Genomic DNA, 18,741 nt, shown 5'->3' with positions numbered 1-18,741 from the left:
CTCGGCTGCAGGCTGAGAGGGCCGGGCCGGCAAGCCCGGCCCTCTCGCTGTGCCTCCAACTCTAGACCCCCAGAGTCTTGAACTTCAAGACTCTGGGAGTATGATTGTTTTCGAGGTCGGAAGATCAGGGATTGCAGACTCCCCATGGTCCGGTCTTCGTGAGTCTCGGGGTTGTTGACCTGCAGAGACATAGGCTCTGGGACGCACGCGGTACCGGACTGAGAGGAAGACGCGCAATGACGCAGGTGGAACGGGTGGAGCATCCGCCCTGGGACGGTGAGCCGATCATCATCAGCGTGTTCGGGGGCAAGGGCGGGATCGGCAAGTCGACGCTTGCCTTCTTGATCGCCTGGCTGCTCGGCCTGGTCGGGCGCACGCTGCTGGTCGACGCGGACGAACTGCAGAAGGAGGGCGGCACCAAGGAGCTGTACGACCTTCTGGAGGTGGACCCCTCCTTCGACATCGCCACGGAGGAGGACCCGAAGAAGCTCGCCGGCCTCCGCCGCATCAGGGGCTACCGGTTCATCGTGATCGACAACGCGCCGCACCGGGACAAGAAGAAGCTGGAGGCCAGCTGTGACGGGGACCTGATCGTGGTGCCGCTGACGCTGGACCACCTGGAGGCCAAGGCCATCATGTCCTCCCTTCGGGAGATCGTGATTCCCTCTGGTCGCCCGTACCGCGTGGTGATCAACCGGGTGGAGGCCAACCGCAAGAGCAAGGCGCGCAGGACACACGACTCGCTCGACCTGGTGAAGATCCCGGTCTTCAAGACGCACGTGCGCGAACTGGCGGCCCACCAGGACGCCGGTGCCTCGGGCATCCCGGTGACGGAGGGCACGAACCGGACTTGGGAGAGGCCGGCGGAGGACGCCCGGAACCTGGTGGACGAACTCCTGGCCGTCCTCGGGCAGCCCGACCGCGTCCCCCGCCCGAGGCCGGCGGTCGTCCCCAAGGCAACAACGTCAGCGCGTACGAGTAGGAAGGTGACCTCCTGATGGCGGCGAAGAAGAAGGCACAGGACATCGGAGAGCTGATCCTCTCCAGCAACGTGAAGGGGGACGACACGAACACCAACACCGCCCGGCGGCGGTCCGCGACGCTCAGCCAGGCCGCGGCCGCCGCGAAGCGAACCACCAGTCCGAAATATGTCCAGTTGAGGGGCGATCAGCAGATCGAACTCGACGTCGTCGCCCGCGAGCTGCAGGCCAGCCGCGTGCAGAAGACGGAGCGGATCACCGCGAACACCGTGATCCGGGTCGCCGTGGACGCGGTCCTGGCCCGCCGCGGCTTGCTGGCCGGTGACACGGAGGAACAGTTGCTGGCCTCCTGGCTCGGCTACGTCAAGGGCCTGGAAGAGGAGAAGGCCAAGCTCCTCAAGAGCCTGGAAAAGGCGGAGGCCAAGCTCCTCGAACTCGAAGAGATCCAGGGGTCGGAAGACCGGTAGTACCGGAGACCAGGAGTCACTGACTCGTCTGGTCTCGAAGTTCAAGAGATCACGACACCAAAAGACCTCGGCGGGGGGTCTCAAGTCACCGCCGAGGCCAACGCAGAATCGGAGCGAAACGTGCGCTACACACAGCTTACGGCCAGCAATTCGCGCTGGTCAGCAGCCGAATCCAGCCAGATGGACAGCCTGCTGTCCACCCTGCAGCGCAAGCTGGAGGCGGCCCCGCCGTGGCTGGCCCTGGCGGGCGCCGCGGTGTTCGGCGTCGTCGCCCTGGTCGCCGTCTACAGGGTGCTGTTCGGCACGAAGAGCAAGGCGAACGGCCTGCTCTCCTTCCTCTCGGAGATGGGTCCGCACGGGAAACTCGCGCTGGCCGGCACCATCGTCAGCGTCTACGGGCTGTGGGGGTTCGGCCGGGAAACGGGTGACCTCCCGTGGCCCATCCGCCTCGCCTTCGTGACGATGTTCGACGTCATCGAGCTGAGCCTGTTCGGGGCCCTCTACAAGAAGAGCCGGCATGAGCCCGGCCAGCCGGCGCCCAAGTGGACCAAGGGCATGAAGGTCATGCACTACACCGCGTGGGGGCTGGTCGCGTTCAGCGTCTGGGCGAACGTCGTGCACGCCCCCAACTTGGCCTCCGCACCTTTCATGGCCCTGATGCCGGCGGGGGCGGCCTGGGTGGTGGAGCTGGAGCTGCGCGACCGGATGGCCGGGCAGGGCGTGGTGGAGGAGTCGAGCACCGGTCCCCTCAAGCTGCTGGCGGCTCTGTGGCGGCGGTGGTGGGCGGAGAAGTACGCCGCGCTCGGCGTCGACCCCACCGGCCGGGACTCCGACTCGCTGGTGAAGGCGGCCTCCGCACGCCGGGCGGCCCGTCAACTGTTCGTCCTGCGCCAGCTGCTGGAGCAGGCCGCGAAGAACGTGACCGTCAAGGTCGAGCAGGGACGGGCTCAGCGCCGCACCGCGTTGAAGCTGCTGGAGGAACTGCAGGAACAGCGGGACGAGACGCGTCAGGCCCTGGAACGCGCCTCCTTCGGCACCGACAGCCAGCAGGCGCTCGCCGTCTTCCGGGGCCTGGCCGGCTGGACCCGCCAGGACGACATCGCCATGGTCAACACCGCGGACTCCCCGCGGGTGGAGGAGTTGATGGAGCAGGTGGCCATCATGCCCTCCGCCCGCAAGCTGGAGGCGGCCGGGCACGCCGCCGCCGCCGAGGCCGCTCGGCAGGAAGCCGAGCGCGCTCGGCAGGAGCTGGAGGACGCCAAGGCCGAGGTGGAGGCCGCGAAGAAGGAAGCGGAGAAGGCCAAGGCCGACGCGGAGAAGGCGGAGACCGAGGCCGAGCAGAAGGGCCGGGAGCTGGCGGCGGCGGCCCTCGAAACGAACCGCGCTCGGCAGGAGGCGGAGGCCGCTCGGGCGGAGGCCAAGGCCGCTCGGCAGGAAGCCGAGACCGAAATGAGCCGTTTGTCCTCCGAGGCGGACACGCTCCGTCAGCGGGTCTCCGAGGCCGCCGAGTCGGTCACCGCGGCCGAGCAGAAGCGCAAGGAGCTGGAGGCCGCCGGCCTCGACGCGGTCGAGCAGAAGAACGAGCTGGACGAGCAGATCCGGGGGGCCGCCGAGAAGCTGGCCGGCCTGCAGCGGGCCCTGGACGAGACGGAGGGGCAGCGCCGGCAGACCCTCGCTCAGGTCTCCGAGGCCAAGACCGAGGCCGAGCGCCTGGAGGAGTCGCTGGCAGCTCTGCGGACCCGCGCCGAGCAGGAGGACGCCAAGGTCAGGGCGCACGCCGAGCGCGCCGCCGAGGCTGAGGAGAACGGCCGCAAGGCGGCCGACCGCGCCGCCGAGGCCGTCGCCATGGCGGACCGGCTGGAGGTCCAGGTGCGGGAGGCGGAGCTGGCCCTGGACGACCTGAGGCTGACCATCCGGGCGGAACTGCCGGAGGAGGAACTGGAGGGCCTGGACCTCGACGGCATCGCCTTCCCGGGCAGCACGGCCAAGCAGGAGGCATGGGAGGAGTACCTGTCCCAGGTCACCAACGGCCGTCCCACCCTCGACGCCAAGCAGCTCTCCGAGCGCTACCCGGTTTCGGAGAGTAGGGCCCGTGAGTGGCGGGTCCACTTCCGGGGCCGTCGACTCCGGATGATCGCCGCCGAGGCAGGCGAGCGCACTCCGGGCGGTGCCGAGCGCGCGGCGGACGGCGCCGAGCGGGGCGGCTCCCCCGCCGAGCGCGCGGCCGAGGGCGGCCGAGCGGCCTCGATCCCGGCGCCCGTACCGCCGATCGACCCGGGCGTGTTCGCCGCCCACCGCACCACGTCCTGACGGACCTTCTCACGGGGGCCCGGTGCCCGGCCGAGCGCCGGATGCCGGGCCCCCGTCGCGTGCCGAGCGCGGGCGGGGGCCAGCCGAGCGCCGAACCTCCCCCGCCGAGCGGCCCCCTCCCCGGCGCCGAGCGCGGACACCAAGATTGCCGAACTCTTGAACTTCAAGACTTCAAGAGTTACGATGGTGGCTCGCCGTGGAAACCCCCTGTGCTTGTCACAGGGGGGGCGTACCGTGATCGCTCCGGTCATCGGTACACACGCGAAGCCCCCCGGGCAACGCTCGAACCGTCAGCCGGGGGGCTCCGAACGAGACCTAAGGAGATCGCGCTCCGATGTTGTCCCGCACCGAGAAGACTACCGAGACGACCGACAACGACACCGCCGAGTACGGCGACGACTGCTGCTCGACCAAGCGCATCGGGCTGGCGGCGCTGGGCGGCATGCCCCTGATGGTCGGCGCGGCCGGACCCTCCACCGCGCCCTCGGCGCCGGCGTCCCCCGGCACCAAGGTGCCCGGGCCGTCCGTGGGGGACTCGCTGAACCTCCTCGGCCACTTCGTGGACGCGCTGCCCGGCCACTGGTTCACCGCGGTCGGGCTCGCGGTCGGCGGGCTCGGGTACGGCTACATGCACTTGAAGAAGCAGGTCACCGAGGGCAACGCCCGCGCGCTCCCGTTGCCCAAGGGCACCGGGTTCGCCACTGACCGGGAGGTCAACGAGACCCTGGGCGAGCGTCAGCTGCTGAACCGCGTCGCGGACCTGCGGCCCTCCCTGGTGGGCTCCGGCGTCCGGCCGACCGCCCTCGACCTGGGCACTCAGCTGGGCACGGACGCGATCTGGAAGAAGCAGTTGTACATCGCCTGTGAGGACACGGTCCTGATCTTCGCGCCGCCGCGTGCGGGCAAGTCGGCGTGGTTGGGCGGTCAGTTGATCGACGCGGCCGGGGCGGTGGTCGCGACCTCGACCCGCGCCGACCTGTACAAGCTGACGCACGTGCTCCGTCGCCGGGACGGCCGGCCGGTCTGGGTGTTCAACAGCGACCTGGAAGGCGTGCCCAACACCATCAAGTGGAACCCGGTGAGGGGCTGCGAGAACCCGACGATCGCCATCCGGCGGGCCGGGTACATGCTCTCGGCCTCGGCCAAGGGTGAGGCCATGGCCAACCAGAGCTTCTGGGACAGCCACTCCTTCACGCTCCTGCGCAACCTGATGATGGCGGCCCGCGCTCAAGGGCGGCACCCTCCTGGACGTCGCGCGCTGGGTCTCGGACCCCAACAACGGGGAGCCGCTGCGGATCATGAAGGGGAACGCCCACCGCGTCCCCCAGCTGTGGATCGACTCCCTGGAGCAGGAGATGAACGCTCCGGACAAGACCGCGGCCGGCGTCTACATGAGCCTCGCGCCGACGTTGGACTTCATGTCGGTGCCCACGGTCGCGCAGATCGTCCTCCCGGCCCCGGGTGAGCCGGAGTTCAGCCCGTACGAGCTGCTGGCCACGCAGGGCACCCTCTACCTGATGGGCGAGGACCGCGACCGCGGCTCGATCGCCCCGCTGTACTCCTGCCTGGTGGCGGAGGTCTACGAAGAGTCCAAGGAGTGGGCCAAGCGCGCCGGCGGCCGCCTCGACCCGTACATCCGCTTCATCCTCGACGAAGCTGCCATCATCTGCCCGCTGCCGATCCACCGTTGGACCTCCGACGCCGGCGGATGGAACATCCACATGGAGATCAGCGCCCAGTCCCGCTCCCAGCTGGACGAACGCTGGGGCCGCACGGCAGCCCAGACCATCTACAACAACTGCAACAAGCTGGTGCTGGGCGGCCTGACGGTCCCCTCCGACCTGGAAGACCTCTCCATGCTGGTGGGCGACGCCGACCAGACCGTGGTCAGCGTCAGCAAGGACAAGGACGGCAAGCCGACCGAGAGTCACAGCATCCGCCGCATCAGGATCATGCCCCCCAAGGACATCCGGGAGATGAAGGTCGGCAACGGCCTCTACCTGCACCGCGCCGTCGCCCCGATCAAGGTCACGTACCTGCCGACCTGGAAGCGCAAGGACGTCAAGGAGTCGCTGCGGGAGGAGAAGAAGGCGCTCAAGCTGCAGCGCAAGGAGCAGAAGCTGGCTGCGAAGCAGGGCACGGTCGACCTGGTGAAGCAGCCGGTCCCGGTCCCCGCCCCCGTGATGCCGAGCGCCCCGCCGGCCATGCCCGTGCCAACTCCGGCGGCCCCGCCGGTCCAGCAGCCCGCCCCCGCGGCCACCGTGGTCTTCCCGCCGCCGCTGCCGAACTACTCGCCGGAGATCCCCGCCCAGCAGCCCGCCGCCGCGCCGGCCGAGGCGCCCGCCGAGCAGCCGCGCCGCCGTGCTGTCGGTGACGGCACCCTGCCCTGGTAGCCTCCGCCCCGTCGAGCACGAAAGAACCGCTGATGAGCACCGACGAACGCCCGGACCTCCGGCTCAAGCCGACCGCGAAGGTCACCGACCCCGCCGAGCGGCGGCTGGTCGGGATGATCGACGTGGTCAACCGCAAGGTCAACGACGCTGCCTCGCACGTCACCAAGGTGGACGCCCGGCTGACCACCATGGAAGAGATCGACCTGCCCGGCAAGGTCATCGAGATGAGCCGGATTCTGCAGGGCCTGGCCCACCGGGAGGGCACGCAGACCCCGCTGTGGAACTGGTCGGCGATGAACGCCGAGCAGATGTACGCCGCGCTGAACCACCTCGTACACTGGCGGGAGACCTACTGGCGCCGCTACTTCCCGGCGGAGTACGCCGCCCACATGGAACCCTGCTGGCTCAAGCACGGGGACGTGGTGCACCTGCTCGGCGCGCTGTGCGGGATGTGGCACTGGGCCCACACCGAGGCGGACGCCTCTCCGCTGCGGCAGTCCGAGTGGCTGGTGAGGTGGAAGCCCCTGATCCTCAAGGATCTCAAGTCGGCTCTGGACGAGTGCCGTTCGGCTCAGCAGCACGTCGAGCCGTTCGAGCCGGACCGGCCGATCAACCTGGACGCCGAACAGCAGGAGATCAACGGGAGGGTGCTCGCCATGCAGGCCCGGGAGAAGGCGGAGCAGGACGAACGCGCTCGGGCGGCCGCGGGGTCGACCGGCGGCTGACGCCCGGACCACACGCGAGAGGGGCGGGGAACCGATCGGTTCCCCGCCCCTCTCTGTCGTTTCCGCTGCTAGAAGCTCTCGGAGATCGGCCGGTCCCGGCCCTGGATGTGCGACCACTCCAGCGTCCGCAGCACACCGCCGGCGTACCACTCGGTGCGTTCCTCGCGCCACGCCCGCCCGAACACCCTGTCCTCGGCGTGGATCTGCTCCCGCCCGATCGACCGGGTCACCGGCAGCGGGCTGTCCTCGACCTCGTTGCTCATCGGCGCCAGCGGTCGCTCGCCGAGCAGCCACAGCACGGCGTTGAGCACGCCGGTCAGTCCTTCGCCCCGGTGGCGCGGGTCCAACCACATCGCGCGGAAGCTCTCCTCCGTGGCGGCCAGCTCCTGGCGGGCGTCGTCGCGAAGCTGCTCCAGCTCGGCGCGGGAGCGGATGACGACCTCGGGCACCCCGGTGGGCAGGGGGACGGCCGGGGGCGCGGAGGGCATGGGCGGCACGCCCGCCCCGCCCGGCACGGTGTAGGGCGCCACCGCCGGCGGCACCGGGACATGGACTCGGGACCAGCCATTACTCACCATGGCTAGACGGTAGCCCGATCTCCTCCGACAGGGACAGAGCGCACAGCAGCGCGAACGGGCCGTTCACCCGTGCTGGGTCACCTGGCGGTGCGGCTGGCCAGCCTCCCGGTGAAGTCGAGCACCTTGGCGCCCGACGTGCTCGGCGGTGTGCAGCCGCTGCGGTGGACGGCGTGCCACCGGGCGGCCTCGGCGACGTCGGCCAGCCCAACGACGCCCGACCTGCAGCGGCGGCAGGTCGCGGTGCCGCTCGCGCGGTGCCAAGCGAACGGGCGGTCAATGGGCCTGCTGGACACGCTTCCTCCGCTGGTCGCCCGGGTGCCGGGCCCCGTACGGGTCCGGCTAGAGCTGGATCTGGATCTGCGGGGCCTCGACCACCGGGACGGGCTGGGCGGGGACGCTCGGGGGCGGCACCTCGCGCACGGCCTCGGCCGCGTCGCGCCCGGCCTGCAGCTCTCCTATCGCGGCGCGGGCCTCGGCCACCACCTGGTCCTGGTAGGCGGCGCGGTCGTCCAGGATGCCCCGGGCTTCGCGGGCCTGCAGGAGGGCGTCGTGCAGCCCTTCCCCGGCCAGCACCGGCTCGGCCTCCACCTCGGCTGTCAGCACGGCCTCCTGGGGCGCGCTGACAGCCGCCGCGGGCTCCTCGGCGGCCTGGCCCAGCAGCAGCTCCTCGTGGTAGCGGCGCAGGGTCTCCGACTGCTCGGCGAACGACGGCCCGCCGGCCTGCGGCTGAACGTCCGCCACGTCCTGGTGCCCGGCCTCGGCGACGTCCTGGTGGACGTCGTGCTCCGCCTCGACGTCGGCCGGCGCCGCCAACTCGGCCTCCGGCTCGGGCTCCGGCGCCGGTTTGGCGCTCTCCCACTGGTAGGGCTGGAACTCGTCGGCCAGCTCCGGCTCTTCGACGGGGACGGGCTCGGCGACGTCCTGGTGGACGTCGTGCTCCGCCTCGACGTCGGCCGGCACCTCCAACTCGGCCTCCGGCTCGGTCATCTGCCACTCGCCGTCGTCGAACGGGGAGAACTCCGCCTCCGGCGCGAACTCGGCCTCCGGCTCGACCATGTCCCACTCGTCGGCCGCGAACTGCTCCAGCTCCAGCTCGGGCTCGACGGCCTCGCGCAGCTCCAGCAGGCGGCGGGCCTCCTGCGCGCGCTCGCGCGTCTCCTCGGTGTGCTCGTGCCAGTCGCCCCGTACGCCGTGGATCTCCTCCAGCGCGGCGGTACGCGACCGCAGCTCGGCCAGCTCCTCGGCGGCGGCCTGGGCCTGGCGCTGCAGTTCCTCGCGGGCGGCCTCGTCGGTCGCCTCCAGCAGGGCGATCTGGCGCTGGGCCTCCTCGCGCTCCAGCCGCTGGATCGACTGGTGGGTGGTCCGCAGCTGCGGGGCGACGTGCGCGGGTGCCCACGCCTCCTCCCGCTCGTAGCGGTCGACCAGCTCGCGCAGCTGGGCGTCGGTCGCCCCGACCAGCTCCATCCGCTCTTCGGGCTCGCCGAGGGCGCGGAACGCCTGGTCCCAGTCCTGCTGGTAGTCGACGGCTCCGCGGGCCGGGCGGGGGCCGATGGCGGCCACCTCGCTGTCCCACCCGTGGGCCTCGCGGTACGCCGCGACGGTGCCGGCCCGCTCGATCCACTGCTCTCGCTGCTCGGGCCGGTCGACGTCCGGCACCGGGCCGAGGGAGCGGGCCGCCCACTGCGGCAGCTCTTCGGCGTCGGCCAGCTCCTGGCCGAGCAGGAGGCGCCGGCCGTCCATCAGCTCGGCGGCGGCCCGCGCGGTGTCGCCCTTCTCCCCCGGGATCTGCGCGACCCGGCTCTGCCAGCGGGCGCGCTCCTGGGCCTCGGCCCGGCGCTCGTCGGCGATCTCGCTTCGCCGCTGCTCTTCCTGACCCGAGTGCAGGACGGCAATGCTGGTGTTGACGGCGGTCAGCTGCTCCAGCCACGCGTCCTCGACGGCCGCCCACGGGCTGGGGACCTCCTCCTGGGCGATCGTGAGCTCCACCCACTCACCGCTGGCGGCGTCGAACACGCGGGGGCGCTCGGCCTCCTGGCCGTACGCGGGCTGCAGCTCGGCCTGGTCCAGCCCCTGCGGGGCGGGCGGGGCCAGCAGCCAGTCCTCCGGCTCGACCTCCACGCCGTCCTCGACACGGGCCTGCTGGACCCACTGGCCGGCCTCGTAGTCCCACGTCGCCACGGGCTGCTCGGGCAGCGTCTCGCCCGCCGTCTCGGCGGCCGCCGGGGCGGCCTCGGCCTCGCGCTGAACCCACCCGCCGGTCTGCGGGTCGTAGACCATCACCAGCTCGGGGCGCTCGGCGACGACCGGCGCCAGCTGGGCAGCCCCGGTCACCTCCGGTGCGGCCAGTTCCTGGGCGCGCACGGTCTGGCGCACGTCGCGCTCGTCGGCCCGCACGCGGGCGCGGTCGGCGGCGTCAATCTGCTGCTCCAGCCGGGAGTGCAGCACGCGGGCGACGTGGCGGGCGTCGGAGAGGTCGCCAGCCATGGACTGCTGCAGCAGGGCCTCCGGGTTGTGGCCGGCGGCCTCGGCGGCCCGGGCCAGCCTGATCAACGGCCCGTATGCCGGGTCCTCGCTGATCTCCCGATACCTCTCGGCACCGAGGGTGTCGTGGATCAGTCGGCCGTACCGCTCCTCGGCGTACCCGGTCTGCAGGTCGTCCAGGATGAACGACCAGCGCACCAAGCTGACGGACTCCTGCAGGTTCTGCCGGATCACCGCGGTAGCGGACAGCTCGGCGCCGGAGGTCTCCATCGCCTGGGCCAGCACGGCGAACTTCTCGTCCACCACGACCTCGTCGGGGCCGTCCAGCTCGGAGATGTTCCGCTCCGTCACCACGTACGCCCAGTTGCCGTCCTTGCCTCGGGTGAGCGCGACGTACAGGCTCTCGCGGGTGTCCCCGCCCTCGGTGAGCACGCGGCAGCGGTCGACCGTGCGGCCCTGGCTGGAGTGCACGGTGCCGGCGTACGCCAGATCCACGTGGTCCTGCACGTAGTGGGCCGGGAGGTACATCAGCTCGCCGTCGTCGTAGCGCACGACCAGCGAACCGTCCTTGTTGCGCTGGGTGACCTGGACTACGTCCCGGTTGACGGCGAACCGGTCACCCGTCGCGCTCTTGACCTGGCGGTTGATCTCCCGCAGCTGGATCTGGTCGCCGACACCGATCGTGATCCCGCGCAGCTCAAGGTGGACGCCGTCCGCTTCGACGCGGCCGAGGCGCACGAGATCGGCCCGGGCCATCGCGGCCAGCTGATCGGCCTGCTGCTGGGACACGGCGATCAGCAGGGAGTTGTGGCCGGCCGTCGTGTCGGCGAGCCAGTCCTGGTACGCGGCGGTCAGCATCTCGTCGCGCTCGCCGCCGAGCAGGCGGCCGCGGTTCTCGTAGTCGGTCAGAACCTCGGTGTCGCCCTCGCGCAGCCGCAGCGACGCCTCGCGCTCCCACGTCGCATTGAAGCGGCGGACCTCCTCCAGCTCGTAGACCTGGACCCCGGCCTGGGTGGCCAGTTCGGCGAGCATGCCGCCCGCGCCGACGGAGGTCAGCTGGGCGAAGTCGCCGGCGTACACCAGCTTGGCGCCGGCCTCGCGGACGAGTCGGCGGACCTCCTCCATGACGTGGGTCTCGGTCATACCGGCCTCGTCCAGCATCACCAGCTGGTCGGGCCGCAGCCGGTACTTCTCCAGCTCAGGAGACGTCTTGCCCTCGGCCAGTGCCTTGTTGGAGTTGATGAACATCGCCAAGTTGGCGACGTGCTCGACGCCTTCACCGGCCAGCACTCGGGCGGCCCGCTCGGAGGTCGTGAGGCCGATCACCGAGCGCCCGGTGTCGCGCCACGCGTCGTGGATCGCGGCCGCCACGTACGACTTCCCCGCGCCGGCCGGGCCGATCAGCACGTCCGCCTGGCGGCCTCCGCCGAGGATGCCCCGGAACGCGGCCTCCTGCCCGGCGTTGAGCCCGCGGCCAACCAGCGCCTGCTCGATCTGCTCTTCGGTCAGCGCCGGACCGCCCACCAGGCGGGCGTCCTCCAGCAGCCGCTCCTCGGTGTCCAGGTGGCCGCGGGTCGCGTACTGCTCGGCGCCGGGGACCTGGTAGATCGGCGTCCCGTCGCCCAGCTGCAGCGAGCGCGGCATGGGGATCAGCTCCGGGGCGGCCAGCGCCACCAGCCCGGACTCCTCCGGGTTGGTCAGCGCGAAGTCCGTCAGCTCGTTGACCAGGGAGGTCACCTGGTCGACGTCCAGGCCGCCGAGGCAGTCCGGCAGCTGCCGGATGATCTCAACCTGCAGGTGCGAACGCTGCCACGTCGAACGCTCGGACTGCACGGTCTCGATCGCCTTGCGCACCACCTCGGCCGGGTCGAACTCCTCCGGCGCCGTGCCGCGCTCGCTGGCGGCCTGGGCGACGGCCTCGGGCACGTCCCGCAGCGTGGTCTGCAGGTTCTCCTTGGCGGCGCTCTCCCAACGCTCCAGCAGCTCCTCGCGGGAGGCCCCGTCGTGGTCCTTCACCTTGCGGTCCCGCAGGGTGACGAACTGGGCCATCTTCGCCAGCGTGTGGGCCTTCGGCGCCACGCCGTGCTTGGCCTCGTAGGCGTCGGCCAGCTCCTTGACCCCGGCGGTCACCACCCGGCGCCGGCTGGAGTACAGGTCCCGCAGCGACTCCTCGATGCCGACGATCTCGCGGGCCTTGCCGTCCGGGCGCATCTCGAATCGAACACCGAGCCGTCGCGTCAGCGACTCCTCGGCCACCTTCTCGAAGAGGTGGCCGGCGGCCTTGGCCTCGCGCAGGATCAGCTTGCCGTCCAGCGCACCCCACTTCGTGACCTCTTCACCAGTCACCGGGTCGACGGACTTGTACGCGACGCGGTTCAGGATCGCCGTGTGGATGTGCAGCTGCGGGTCCTCGTCGCGGCTCAGGTGCTGGGCGAACTGGGCGGCGGTCAGCTCGTGCGCGTCGACCCGCTTGCCCACCGAGGCTTCGCCCTTCTTGCTGGCGAAGCGGCCCTCCCTGGTGTACCCGGCCTGGGCCTCCATGTGGGCAAGGCCGGCGGCCGCGCCTTCCTTCAACGCCTCCCAGACCTGCTCCGCCTGAGCGGCGTACGCGTCGGCCAGCTCGTGGTTCCCGGCCAGCCTCTCCTCGACCGCCCGAACCTGCAGACCGGCGTGCAGAAGTGACCAGCTCTTGGGGGCGCTGAACGTGACGTCGACGTACGTGTTGGACTGCGTCGCGTTGCGCCGCACGCCCATCTCCGCGGCCCACTTCTGCTCGGGAGTCGCGTGCTCCCCCAGCTTCTCGACAGCCTCATCGACCTTACGCTGCGTGCTCTTCGAGTAGTCCCGCAGCGGTGAGCCCAGACGGAACTCGGCCAGCGCCTCCTTGCGGATCGCGGCCTTCGCCGCCTTGTACTCGTCGGTCCCGCGCTGCAGGTCGGGGTGCGCCTTGCGATAGGCGTCCCACCGCTCGGCGGTGACGCTGTGCAACTTGTCGATGTCCCGAGGGTCGATCAGATGTGTGTACATCTCCCGGAAGGTCTCGGGGTCGACCTCACCCGAGAGTCCGAACGCTGCGGCACCCTTGCCGGCCCAGATCCCCGGCGGCTCGCCGTCCTGGTCAATGGCCTGCAAGTAGTAGTTATCTGACCGTGCACCGACAGAGGACAGCAGGTAGTCCGGGCTCGACCCGAAGCTCACCGACGCTGTCATGACGATCACGGTACGGTCCATCGGATTTCAATGCAAGGGTGTGTTGAAGAACAAGAGGACGGAACACAGCACGACACACCATCAGCTCACAGGGACGGGAAGTAAGCGGCGGAAGATCACAACGGACAGTAGACCTAGGACAGGGAGAGGCAGCACGGACGACGGGCCGGAGGCGGAAAGATGATCACACGTCAGAAACCATCATGTACAGGACAGCAACCGGGCGCCTGCGGCAACCACGGCCAACGGCCGCGAGCACGGACGTGCGGCAGGCTCGACGGCGCGGCACGCCCGCCCGCGCACGCGGGCCACTGTTACAAGAGGTGATCAGCCACCCGGCCGCCGGCCGTGACGGCAGCCACCGTGGACATGCTGTGAACCGCCCACCGAACCCACCGCGTCGGCGCGGCGCCGACGCACCCGCCCCCACCCCCGCCCGGCCCCGCGCCAGCGGGCCGCGCCTCACCCACCGCAACCACCCACCCCGGGGCGCCGGGCCGGTCGGCCCGACTGCGCCCACCGTGGACACGGTGTGAACCGCCCACCTCGACGGCGGCCAGCCACCCCTCGGCGCGGGCCTGCGCCCCCACCCCCGCCCCCCGCCACGCCCACCATGCACACGGTGCAAACGACCGGGCCCCGCCCTCGACGCCGAGCGTCAGAACGGGGCCCCAACCCACCATGCACACGGTGCAACCTGCCCACCGAACCGGGGCCGGTCGGCCCGACTGCGCCCACCGTGGACACGGTGTGAACCGCCCACCTCGACGGCGGCCAGCCACCCCTCGGCGCGGGCCTGCGCCCCCACCCCCGCCCCCCGCCACACCCACCATGCACACGGTGCAAACGACCGGGCCCCGCCCTCGACGCCGAGCGTCAGAACGGGGCCCCAACCCACCATGCACACGGTGGAGCTGACGGTCAGCCCTCACCTGCCCACTCGGGCTCCGGCTCCTCCCCCGCCCACGCCGAGTCCGCCTCCGGCGGCGACGGAGGCTCCTCCGTACGGGCGGCCGGCACCGCGACCGGGACGGCCTCCGTGGTCGCCTGGGTGGTCTCCGGCTCGTCGTCGTAGGAATCGAACGCCTCGGCCGCGTCGTCGTTCTCGGGCGCGAACTCCGACCCGCACAGCCCGCACAGGATGGCGCCCCTCTTCGTCCCCTTGCCGTAGGTCTTCGGGGTCACCTGCATGCGCCGGGGCTCCGGCGTGCAGCGGCACACGATCGGGTACCGCTTGCCGGAGGTCCGCTTCTTCTTCGGCTCCTCCTCGGCCTGCTCCTGGTCCTCCTGCTTGGAGGGCTCGCCCTCCAGGAACGGCAGTCGAGCAGCCTCCAGCTTCCGGATCGCCGAGGCGTACGCGGCCGCGGTGGCCGGCAGCAGCACAGCGTCAGAGAAGCCGTACGTCTGCGCGGCCCGCTTCGGCGGCTCCAGCCCCACCTCGCGCGCCAGCTCCGCAAACTTCCGGTTGTGCCACCTGAGTCCGTCGCTGCTGCAGTCAACGATCGACCGGGTCACCGCGATGCCGTGCGCGGCCTCGTGCAGCATCGTCTCCAGCACGGCCTCGCCCCCGCGTTCCAACAGCTCACCCGCCACGAACAGCTCCGGCCGGCGGCCGGTGTTCTCCGGGTCGGCCCACTGGTCCGGGGTGAGGTGGCCGTACTTCTGGTACGCCGAGCGCTTCGCCTTGCTCTTCTTCGAGGGCAGGCCGCTGCCGGTGATGACCACGGCGTCCGGCACGTGAGGGTGCCGGGCCTGGATCGCGGCCCACATGGTCTCCAGCGCGGTGATGATCCGGGCCCCCTCGCGGCCCCGCAGGTTCGTCGCCATGCTCGGCATCCTACCTTTCGCACCATGTACACGGTGTGATTCTGGGTCAGTCGGTCCCCCCGGTCCGGAGATCCCTCGACCTCGTAACAGTCCGGCCCTAGGGTGGTGGCCAGCAACAACGCCCCCCGGTCCGCTTCACCGGGGGGCGCCACTGTTACTACGGGAGGAACCGATGCCGGTACAGGGAGGATGCGGTGCCTGCGGGCACCCCCTGCCACCCCACTCGGGGGGCCGCTGCGGCAACTGCGGGGCAACCAACCCCCGCTGAGGGTCGGCGGGTCGCTCCAGCGGCCCGCCACTGCTCCCTGATCAGTACCCGGCCTTCACCAAGGCCATCGCGGCGTTCTCTGCGCCCACCTGGGTATCGAACTCGTCGTCCTCGCCAAGCTCGTTCCACAGAGCAACCAGCGCGGGCTCGATCACCTCGGCGTACCGCTCGACGCGGCCGGTCTCGCGGCCGGACTCCACCACCGGCTGGTCCAGGTCGCGGTGGGTCAGGGTGGTGACGTCGAACTGCGCGGCGGTCAGCCCGGTCTGCAGCAACTCGGCCGTTGCCGCGGCCCTGTGGCGTCCGCCGACGCATCCTACGGCGATGCGAAACACGCTGGTCTCGGCGCCGGGGCCCATGGCGTACGACTGCGCCATGGTGATGGTCGCGGCCACCACCTGCAGGATGCCGGGGGTGGCCTTGACGGCGTCGCGCACCTCCTGGTCCCGGGCGGTGAGGTACCGCAGGGTCGGCGACACGTGGGGGTCCTTGAAGTGCTTGCGGAGGTCCAGGACCAACTCGGCCTCCGGGACGGGGCCGTGCAGGTATCCGAAGCTGATGATCTCGATCTGCATGTGATGCTCCCCTTCGTCACTGGTCCGGACTGCCCGGGCCATGGGGTGGCACGGGCCGAGGCCCGTGCCACCCCACGGTCCGTCAGACCTCCCAAAGTCCGTCCTGCTGCGCTCCCCCGGGCTGGCCCGCCCTGATCGCCTCCCGGATCGCGGCCTCGACCTCGTCGGGCTTCGCCGCCAGGATCGCCTCCCGGATCGCGTCGGCCCGGCCCCTCGGCCCCCGCACGTCAGCGAGCGCGTGCCCGGCCAGCCGCGACCGGGACGCGTAGTCCAGCACGTTGTCCTGCCGGGTGCCCGGCAGCCAATGCCGGGGGTTGCAGCAGCTCGGGCTGTCGCAGGTGTGCCGGATCACGGGGGTGTCGATCAGCGCCTGGTGGCCGTGCTCGACGGCGTACCCGTACTCGTGGGCGCTGACCACCTCGCTCCAGTCCCCGGTGCCGGCGCGGAACTTGCCGTGCCCGGTCGAGCTGATCCCCCCGGTCCAGTACCAGCACTGCCCGTCGCCCCGCCGGAAGACCTTCGCCGTGTACCTCGCACGGCTCGGCGCGTGCCCGACCAGCTCGGCCCACGGCAGGTCCGCCCGGCTTCGCCTCACCGCTCCTCCGAGCAGCTGCAGGCCGGGTCAGCACCCGGGCCCCGTGCTCGTCCTTCGTCGCGTGGGGGCCGTTGCCCGGGCGGCCACTGCCCCCGCAGCTGGTGCAGGAGGCGTCGGCGGCGGGGTCCAGCCCCCACTCCCGCCCGCACGCCCGGCACCGCGCACAGTCGGCGTAGTCGTCGTGGGTGGTGGAGATCGGATCGCCGTACTCCTCGACGTCCGTGCTGCTGCAGTACGGGCAGGTGATGGTGTACTGCCGGTGCCCGGCCACCAGTTGGGGCCGGCCGCGGTCGCACGCCATGCACGTCCGGTCGGTGATCGCGTTCACGGTCTCGCACGCCACGCACCGCCAGTGCTCGCCGTTCGCGTGCCCGGGCTCCAGCTCCGTACGGGCGCTGGCGTCGGCCTGCTCGGCGTCGTACGGGCCGGCCACCCGGTGCGCGCACCCCCCGCACACCCACCACCCCAGTTCCTGGGCCTGGTAGTCGGGCAGGTCGGGGCTCTGCCACCAGCGCATCCGTTCCCCGCAGGCCGGGCAGTCCCGGCTCTCGTCCGCACGGCCGCCACCGTGGCAGTGCGCGCAGACGCCCGGCTGGTCGGGGTGCTGCTGCTTGAACTGGAGCCGCAACCGGGCCACCGCCTGGCGAACGGCGGCGGCCTCCTCCAGCGACAGCTCGACCGTGAACTGTGGGTGTCCGAGGCCGCCGGCGGTGGTCAGCGTTACGGTGCCGCCGCGGTTGTCCTGGCCCATCGGGAACTCCTCACCAGCCGCTCGACCTCGGCGGCCAGCAGCTCGGCGCCCTGGCTCATGTCCTTGAAGATGCTCACGCGCTCGCCTTCTCGTCGTTGTCCGTGCTGCTCACGGCCTGCGGGACATCCTGTCCCGCTTGGCCTCCCCACGCCAAGCACAGGGGGTTTCCGCGTCACCACCCTAACTCTTGAAGTCTTGAAGTTCAAGACTGCTTACAGGAGGTGGGCGACGCGCCCGTCTCCGACTGCGGCCCCGGGCGCCCACAACATCCACCATGCACACGGTGCGGACGACCGGGACCCGCCCTCGACGCCGAGCGTCCGGACGGCCTCGAAGTGTCCGGGTTCGGCCATGCTCTGCGGGCCCCGCTGCGATCGACGCTCGTGGGCATGTATCAACGGGGCGTCAGGTACGGCGGCAGCAGGTAGGGAGTGGGCAGATGGTGGGCTGGTTGGGACGGACCCCCGCTCAGGGCTCCCGCGTGCCGTACGGGCCCGGCCCTGAGCTACCTCCGGCAGCAGGAAAGGCCGGCCCCCGCTGCGCGACGCGCTGCCGGGCTTCGTGGTGAGCGCGGCGGTCTTCGTCCTGCCGCTCCTGGTGCTGTGGTGGCTGTACGCCGTGCTCGGCCTGGTCGGGGTCCTCGTCGTCCTGGTGCTCGTCGTCGCCCTGGTCGTCGTCGTCCGCCGGCGCCGGGCGGTGATAGCGCGGCGCCGCTCCGGCCTCTACGCCGCTGCCGACCTGCGGGCCCTGGCCGATGAGCACGCGCTGGCCCGGGCCGCGAGTCGGATGCTGCGGCGCGACGGCTGGCGGGTGAAGTCGGCTCCCTGGCAGGGCACTCCGCGGCTGATGGCGCGCGACGGCGACGGCCGCACGCTGGAGGTGACGGTGCGGCCGGTCAACGAAGTAGGAGAGGCGACCCCGGCGCCGGCGCCGCTGCGGCGGGCGGGGACCGAGGGCTTCGGCGGCGTCCTGCGCCTGGTCGTCAGCCTCGGCCGGTACTCCCGGCAGGACGTCCTGTGGGCCTCGCGGCAGGGCGGGGTGTACCTGCTCGACGGCCAGCAGCTGGAGATGTGGGGAGCGGGCACGGACCTTGTGCAGCTCGTCGGCCCGCTCCCGCTGCCCCGGCACCGGGACGTCGGCGACGGCCGCGAACCGGGGCAGAACCTCGGGTAGGACGACTGTTACTCCTCGATCCTCTGCCAGCCCAGCCACTTGGTGAAGATCGGGTCCAGCAGGCGGTCCCACCACACCCGGCGCGGCTCGACCGGCGCGGTCGGCTCGGGAACGGCGGCGGCCGGGACCGGTTCGGCCGCCGGCCTCGTGCGGTACTGCAGGTACTCCTGACGCACGTACGGCCGGGAGGCGCCGGAGGAGTGCCACTCGTCGGCGAACGGCGGGTGCTTGCCGGTCGACGTGCCCAGGCTGTCGTCCGTCTCCCGCAGAATCCAGGCCGCGGCCATGGCCTCGCGCCCCAGCAGCTCGTCCTCGGGGAACTCCAGCGCGTGCAGGTCCAGCACCACCGCCTGCAGCAGCCGCACCTCGCGGTCGTTGCGCCAGTCGTCCAGCTCGTCCATCATCCGC

15 protein-coding genes are annotated in these 18,741 nt (G+C 71.5%); 8 read left to right on the top strand and 7 right to left on the bottom strand.

Annotated elements, in window-relative coordinates; all coding sequences use genetic code 11:
* Positions 1-236 precede the first annotated feature (236 nt).
* From F7Q99_RS39065 to F7Q99_RS39040, 6 genes are all read left to right on the top strand, one after another.
* Entirely contained in the window at positions 237-998 is a 762-nt protein-coding gene (locus F7Q99_RS39065) for a ParA family protein (RefSeq protein ID WP_153472043.1), read from the top strand.
* Entirely contained in the window at positions 998-1,447 is a 450-nt protein-coding gene (locus F7Q99_RS40695) for a hypothetical protein (protein ID WP_195911432.1), read from the top strand. Before F7Q99_RS39065 ends, F7Q99_RS40695 begins: the two co-directional genes overlap by 1 nt.
* A gap of 180 nt (positions 1,448-1,627) precedes the next feature.
* Complete coding sequence (locus F7Q99_RS39055) at positions 1,628-3,757, top strand: coiled-coil domain-containing protein (protein ID WP_153472040.1); 2,130 nt, start codon at positions 1,628-1,630, stop codon at positions 3,755-3,757.
* A gap of 334 nt (positions 3,758-4,091) precedes the next feature.
* Positions 4,092-5,222 (top strand): type IV secretory system conjugative DNA transfer family protein, encoded by a 1,131-nt coding sequence (locus tag F7Q99_RS42955; RefSeq protein WP_153472037.1) that lies wholly within the window; start codon positions 4,092-4,094, stop codon positions 5,220-5,222.
* Entirely contained in the window at positions 5,113-6,150 is a 1,038-nt protein-coding gene (locus F7Q99_RS42950; protein ID WP_195911431.1) for a type IV secretory system conjugative DNA transfer family protein, read from the top strand. The genes F7Q99_RS42955 and F7Q99_RS42950 overlap by 110 nt, the downstream gene beginning before the upstream one ends.
* A gap of 32 nt (positions 6,151-6,182) precedes the next feature.
* On the top strand, positions 6,183-6,875 hold the full coding sequence (locus F7Q99_RS39040; protein ID WP_153472031.1) for a hypothetical protein: 693 nt from the start codon (positions 6,183-6,185) through the stop codon (positions 6,873-6,875).
* 68 nt (positions 6,876-6,943) lie between these two features.
* Here F7Q99_RS39040 and F7Q99_RS39035 read toward each other — a convergent pair whose 3' ends face one another.
* From F7Q99_RS39035 to F7Q99_RS39010, 6 genes are all read right to left on the bottom strand, one after another.
* A complete protein-coding gene (locus tag F7Q99_RS39035) occupies positions 6,944-7,453 on the bottom strand; it encodes a hypothetical protein (RefSeq protein WP_153472028.1) in 510 nt (169 codons plus the stop codon).
* A gap of 77 nt (positions 7,454-7,530) precedes the next feature.
* Positions 7,531-7,746 carry a hypothetical protein gene (locus F7Q99_RS39030; protein ID WP_153472025.1) on the bottom strand — a complete coding sequence of 72 codons (216 nt, stop codon included), beginning with the start codon at positions 7,744-7,746 and terminating at the stop codon, positions 7,531-7,533.
* Between the two features lie 46 nt (positions 7,747-7,792).
* Positions 7,793-13,144 (bottom strand): MobF family relaxase, encoded by a 5,352-nt coding sequence (gene mobF, locus F7Q99_RS39025; RefSeq protein ID WP_195911430.1) that lies wholly within the window; start codon positions 13,142-13,144, stop codon positions 7,793-7,795.
* 921 nt (positions 13,145-14,065) lie between these two features.
* Positions 14,066-14,971, bottom strand: coding sequence for a hypothetical protein (locus F7Q99_RS39020; protein ID WP_153472019.1), 906 nt, complete (start codon positions 14,969-14,971; stop codon positions 14,066-14,068).
* Between the two features lie 309 nt (positions 14,972-15,280).
* Entirely contained in the window at positions 15,281-15,814 is a 534-nt protein-coding gene (locus tag F7Q99_RS39015) for a RapZ C-terminal domain-containing protein (protein WP_407697921.1), read from the bottom strand.
* A gap of 82 nt (positions 15,815-15,896) precedes the next feature.
* Complete coding sequence (locus F7Q99_RS39010; RefSeq protein WP_326847578.1) at positions 15,897-16,409, bottom strand: hypothetical protein; 513 nt, start codon at positions 16,407-16,409, stop codon at positions 15,897-15,899.
* A gap of 185 nt (positions 16,410-16,594) precedes the next feature.
* On the opposite strand from F7Q99_RS39010, the gene F7Q99_RS39005 reads away from it, so the two are divergent.
* Both F7Q99_RS39005 and F7Q99_RS39000 read left to right on the top strand, forming a co-directional pair.
* Entirely contained in the window at positions 16,595-16,894 is a 300-nt protein-coding gene (locus F7Q99_RS39005) for a hypothetical protein (protein ID WP_153472013.1), read from the top strand.
* A gap of 830 nt (positions 16,895-17,724) precedes the next feature.
* Complete coding sequence (locus F7Q99_RS39000; protein ID WP_153472010.1) at positions 17,725-18,333, top strand: hypothetical protein; 609 nt, start codon at positions 17,725-17,727, stop codon at positions 18,331-18,333.
* A gap of 8 nt (positions 18,334-18,341) precedes the next feature.
* On the opposite strand, the gene F7Q99_RS40690 is transcribed toward F7Q99_RS39000, so the two are convergent.
* Positions 18,342-18,741 (bottom strand): hypothetical protein (locus F7Q99_RS40690; RefSeq protein ID WP_195911429.1); only part of this gene is annotated, 400 nt, incomplete at its 5' end.

The organism is Streptomyces kaniharaensis (assembly GCF_009569385.1).
GTDB lineage: Bacteria > Actinomycetota > Actinomycetes > Streptomycetales > Streptomycetaceae > Kitasatospora > Kitasatospora kaniharaensis.
Note: the sequence above shows the minus strand (reverse complement) of the source record. Positions and strands in the feature narration are given on the sequence as shown.

Bases quoted from the DNA above. Each gene is read 5' to 3' on its own strand.
- F7Q99_RS39065 (WP_153472043.1), top strand. From the start codon at position 237: ATGACGCAGGTGGAACGGGTGGAGCATCCGCCCTGGGACGGTGAGCCG.
- F7Q99_RS40695 (WP_195911432.1), top strand. From the start codon at position 998: ATGGCGGCGAAGAAGAAGGCACAGGACATCGGAGAGCTGATCCTCTCC.
- F7Q99_RS39055 (WP_153472040.1), top strand. From the start codon at position 1,628: ATGGACAGCCTGCTGTCCACCCTGCAGCGCAAGCTGGAGGCGGCCCCG.
- F7Q99_RS42955 (WP_153472037.1), top strand. From the start codon at position 4,092: ATGTTGTCCCGCACCGAGAAGACTACCGAGACGACCGACAACGACACC.
- F7Q99_RS42950 (WP_195911431.1), top strand. From the start codon at position 5,113: ATGAACGCTCCGGACAAGACCGCGGCCGGCGTCTACATGAGCCTCGCG.
- F7Q99_RS39040 (WP_153472031.1), top strand. From the start codon at position 6,183: ATGAGCACCGACGAACGCCCGGACCTCCGGCTCAAGCCGACCGCGAAG.
- F7Q99_RS39035 (WP_153472028.1), bottom strand. From the start codon at position 7,453: ATGGTGAGTAATGGCTGGTCCCGAGTCCATGTCCCGGTGCCGCCGGCG.
- mobF (WP_195911430.1), bottom strand. From the start codon at position 13,144: ATGACAGCGTCGGTGAGCTTCGGGTCGAGCCCGGACTACCTGCTGTCC.
- F7Q99_RS39020 (WP_153472019.1), bottom strand. From the start codon at position 14,971: ATGGCGACGAACCTGCGGGGCCGCGAGGGGGCCCGGATCATCACCGCG.
- F7Q99_RS39015 (WP_407697921.1), bottom strand. From the start codon at position 15,814: ATGCAGATCGAGATCATCAGCTTCGGATACCTGCACGGCCCCGTCCCG.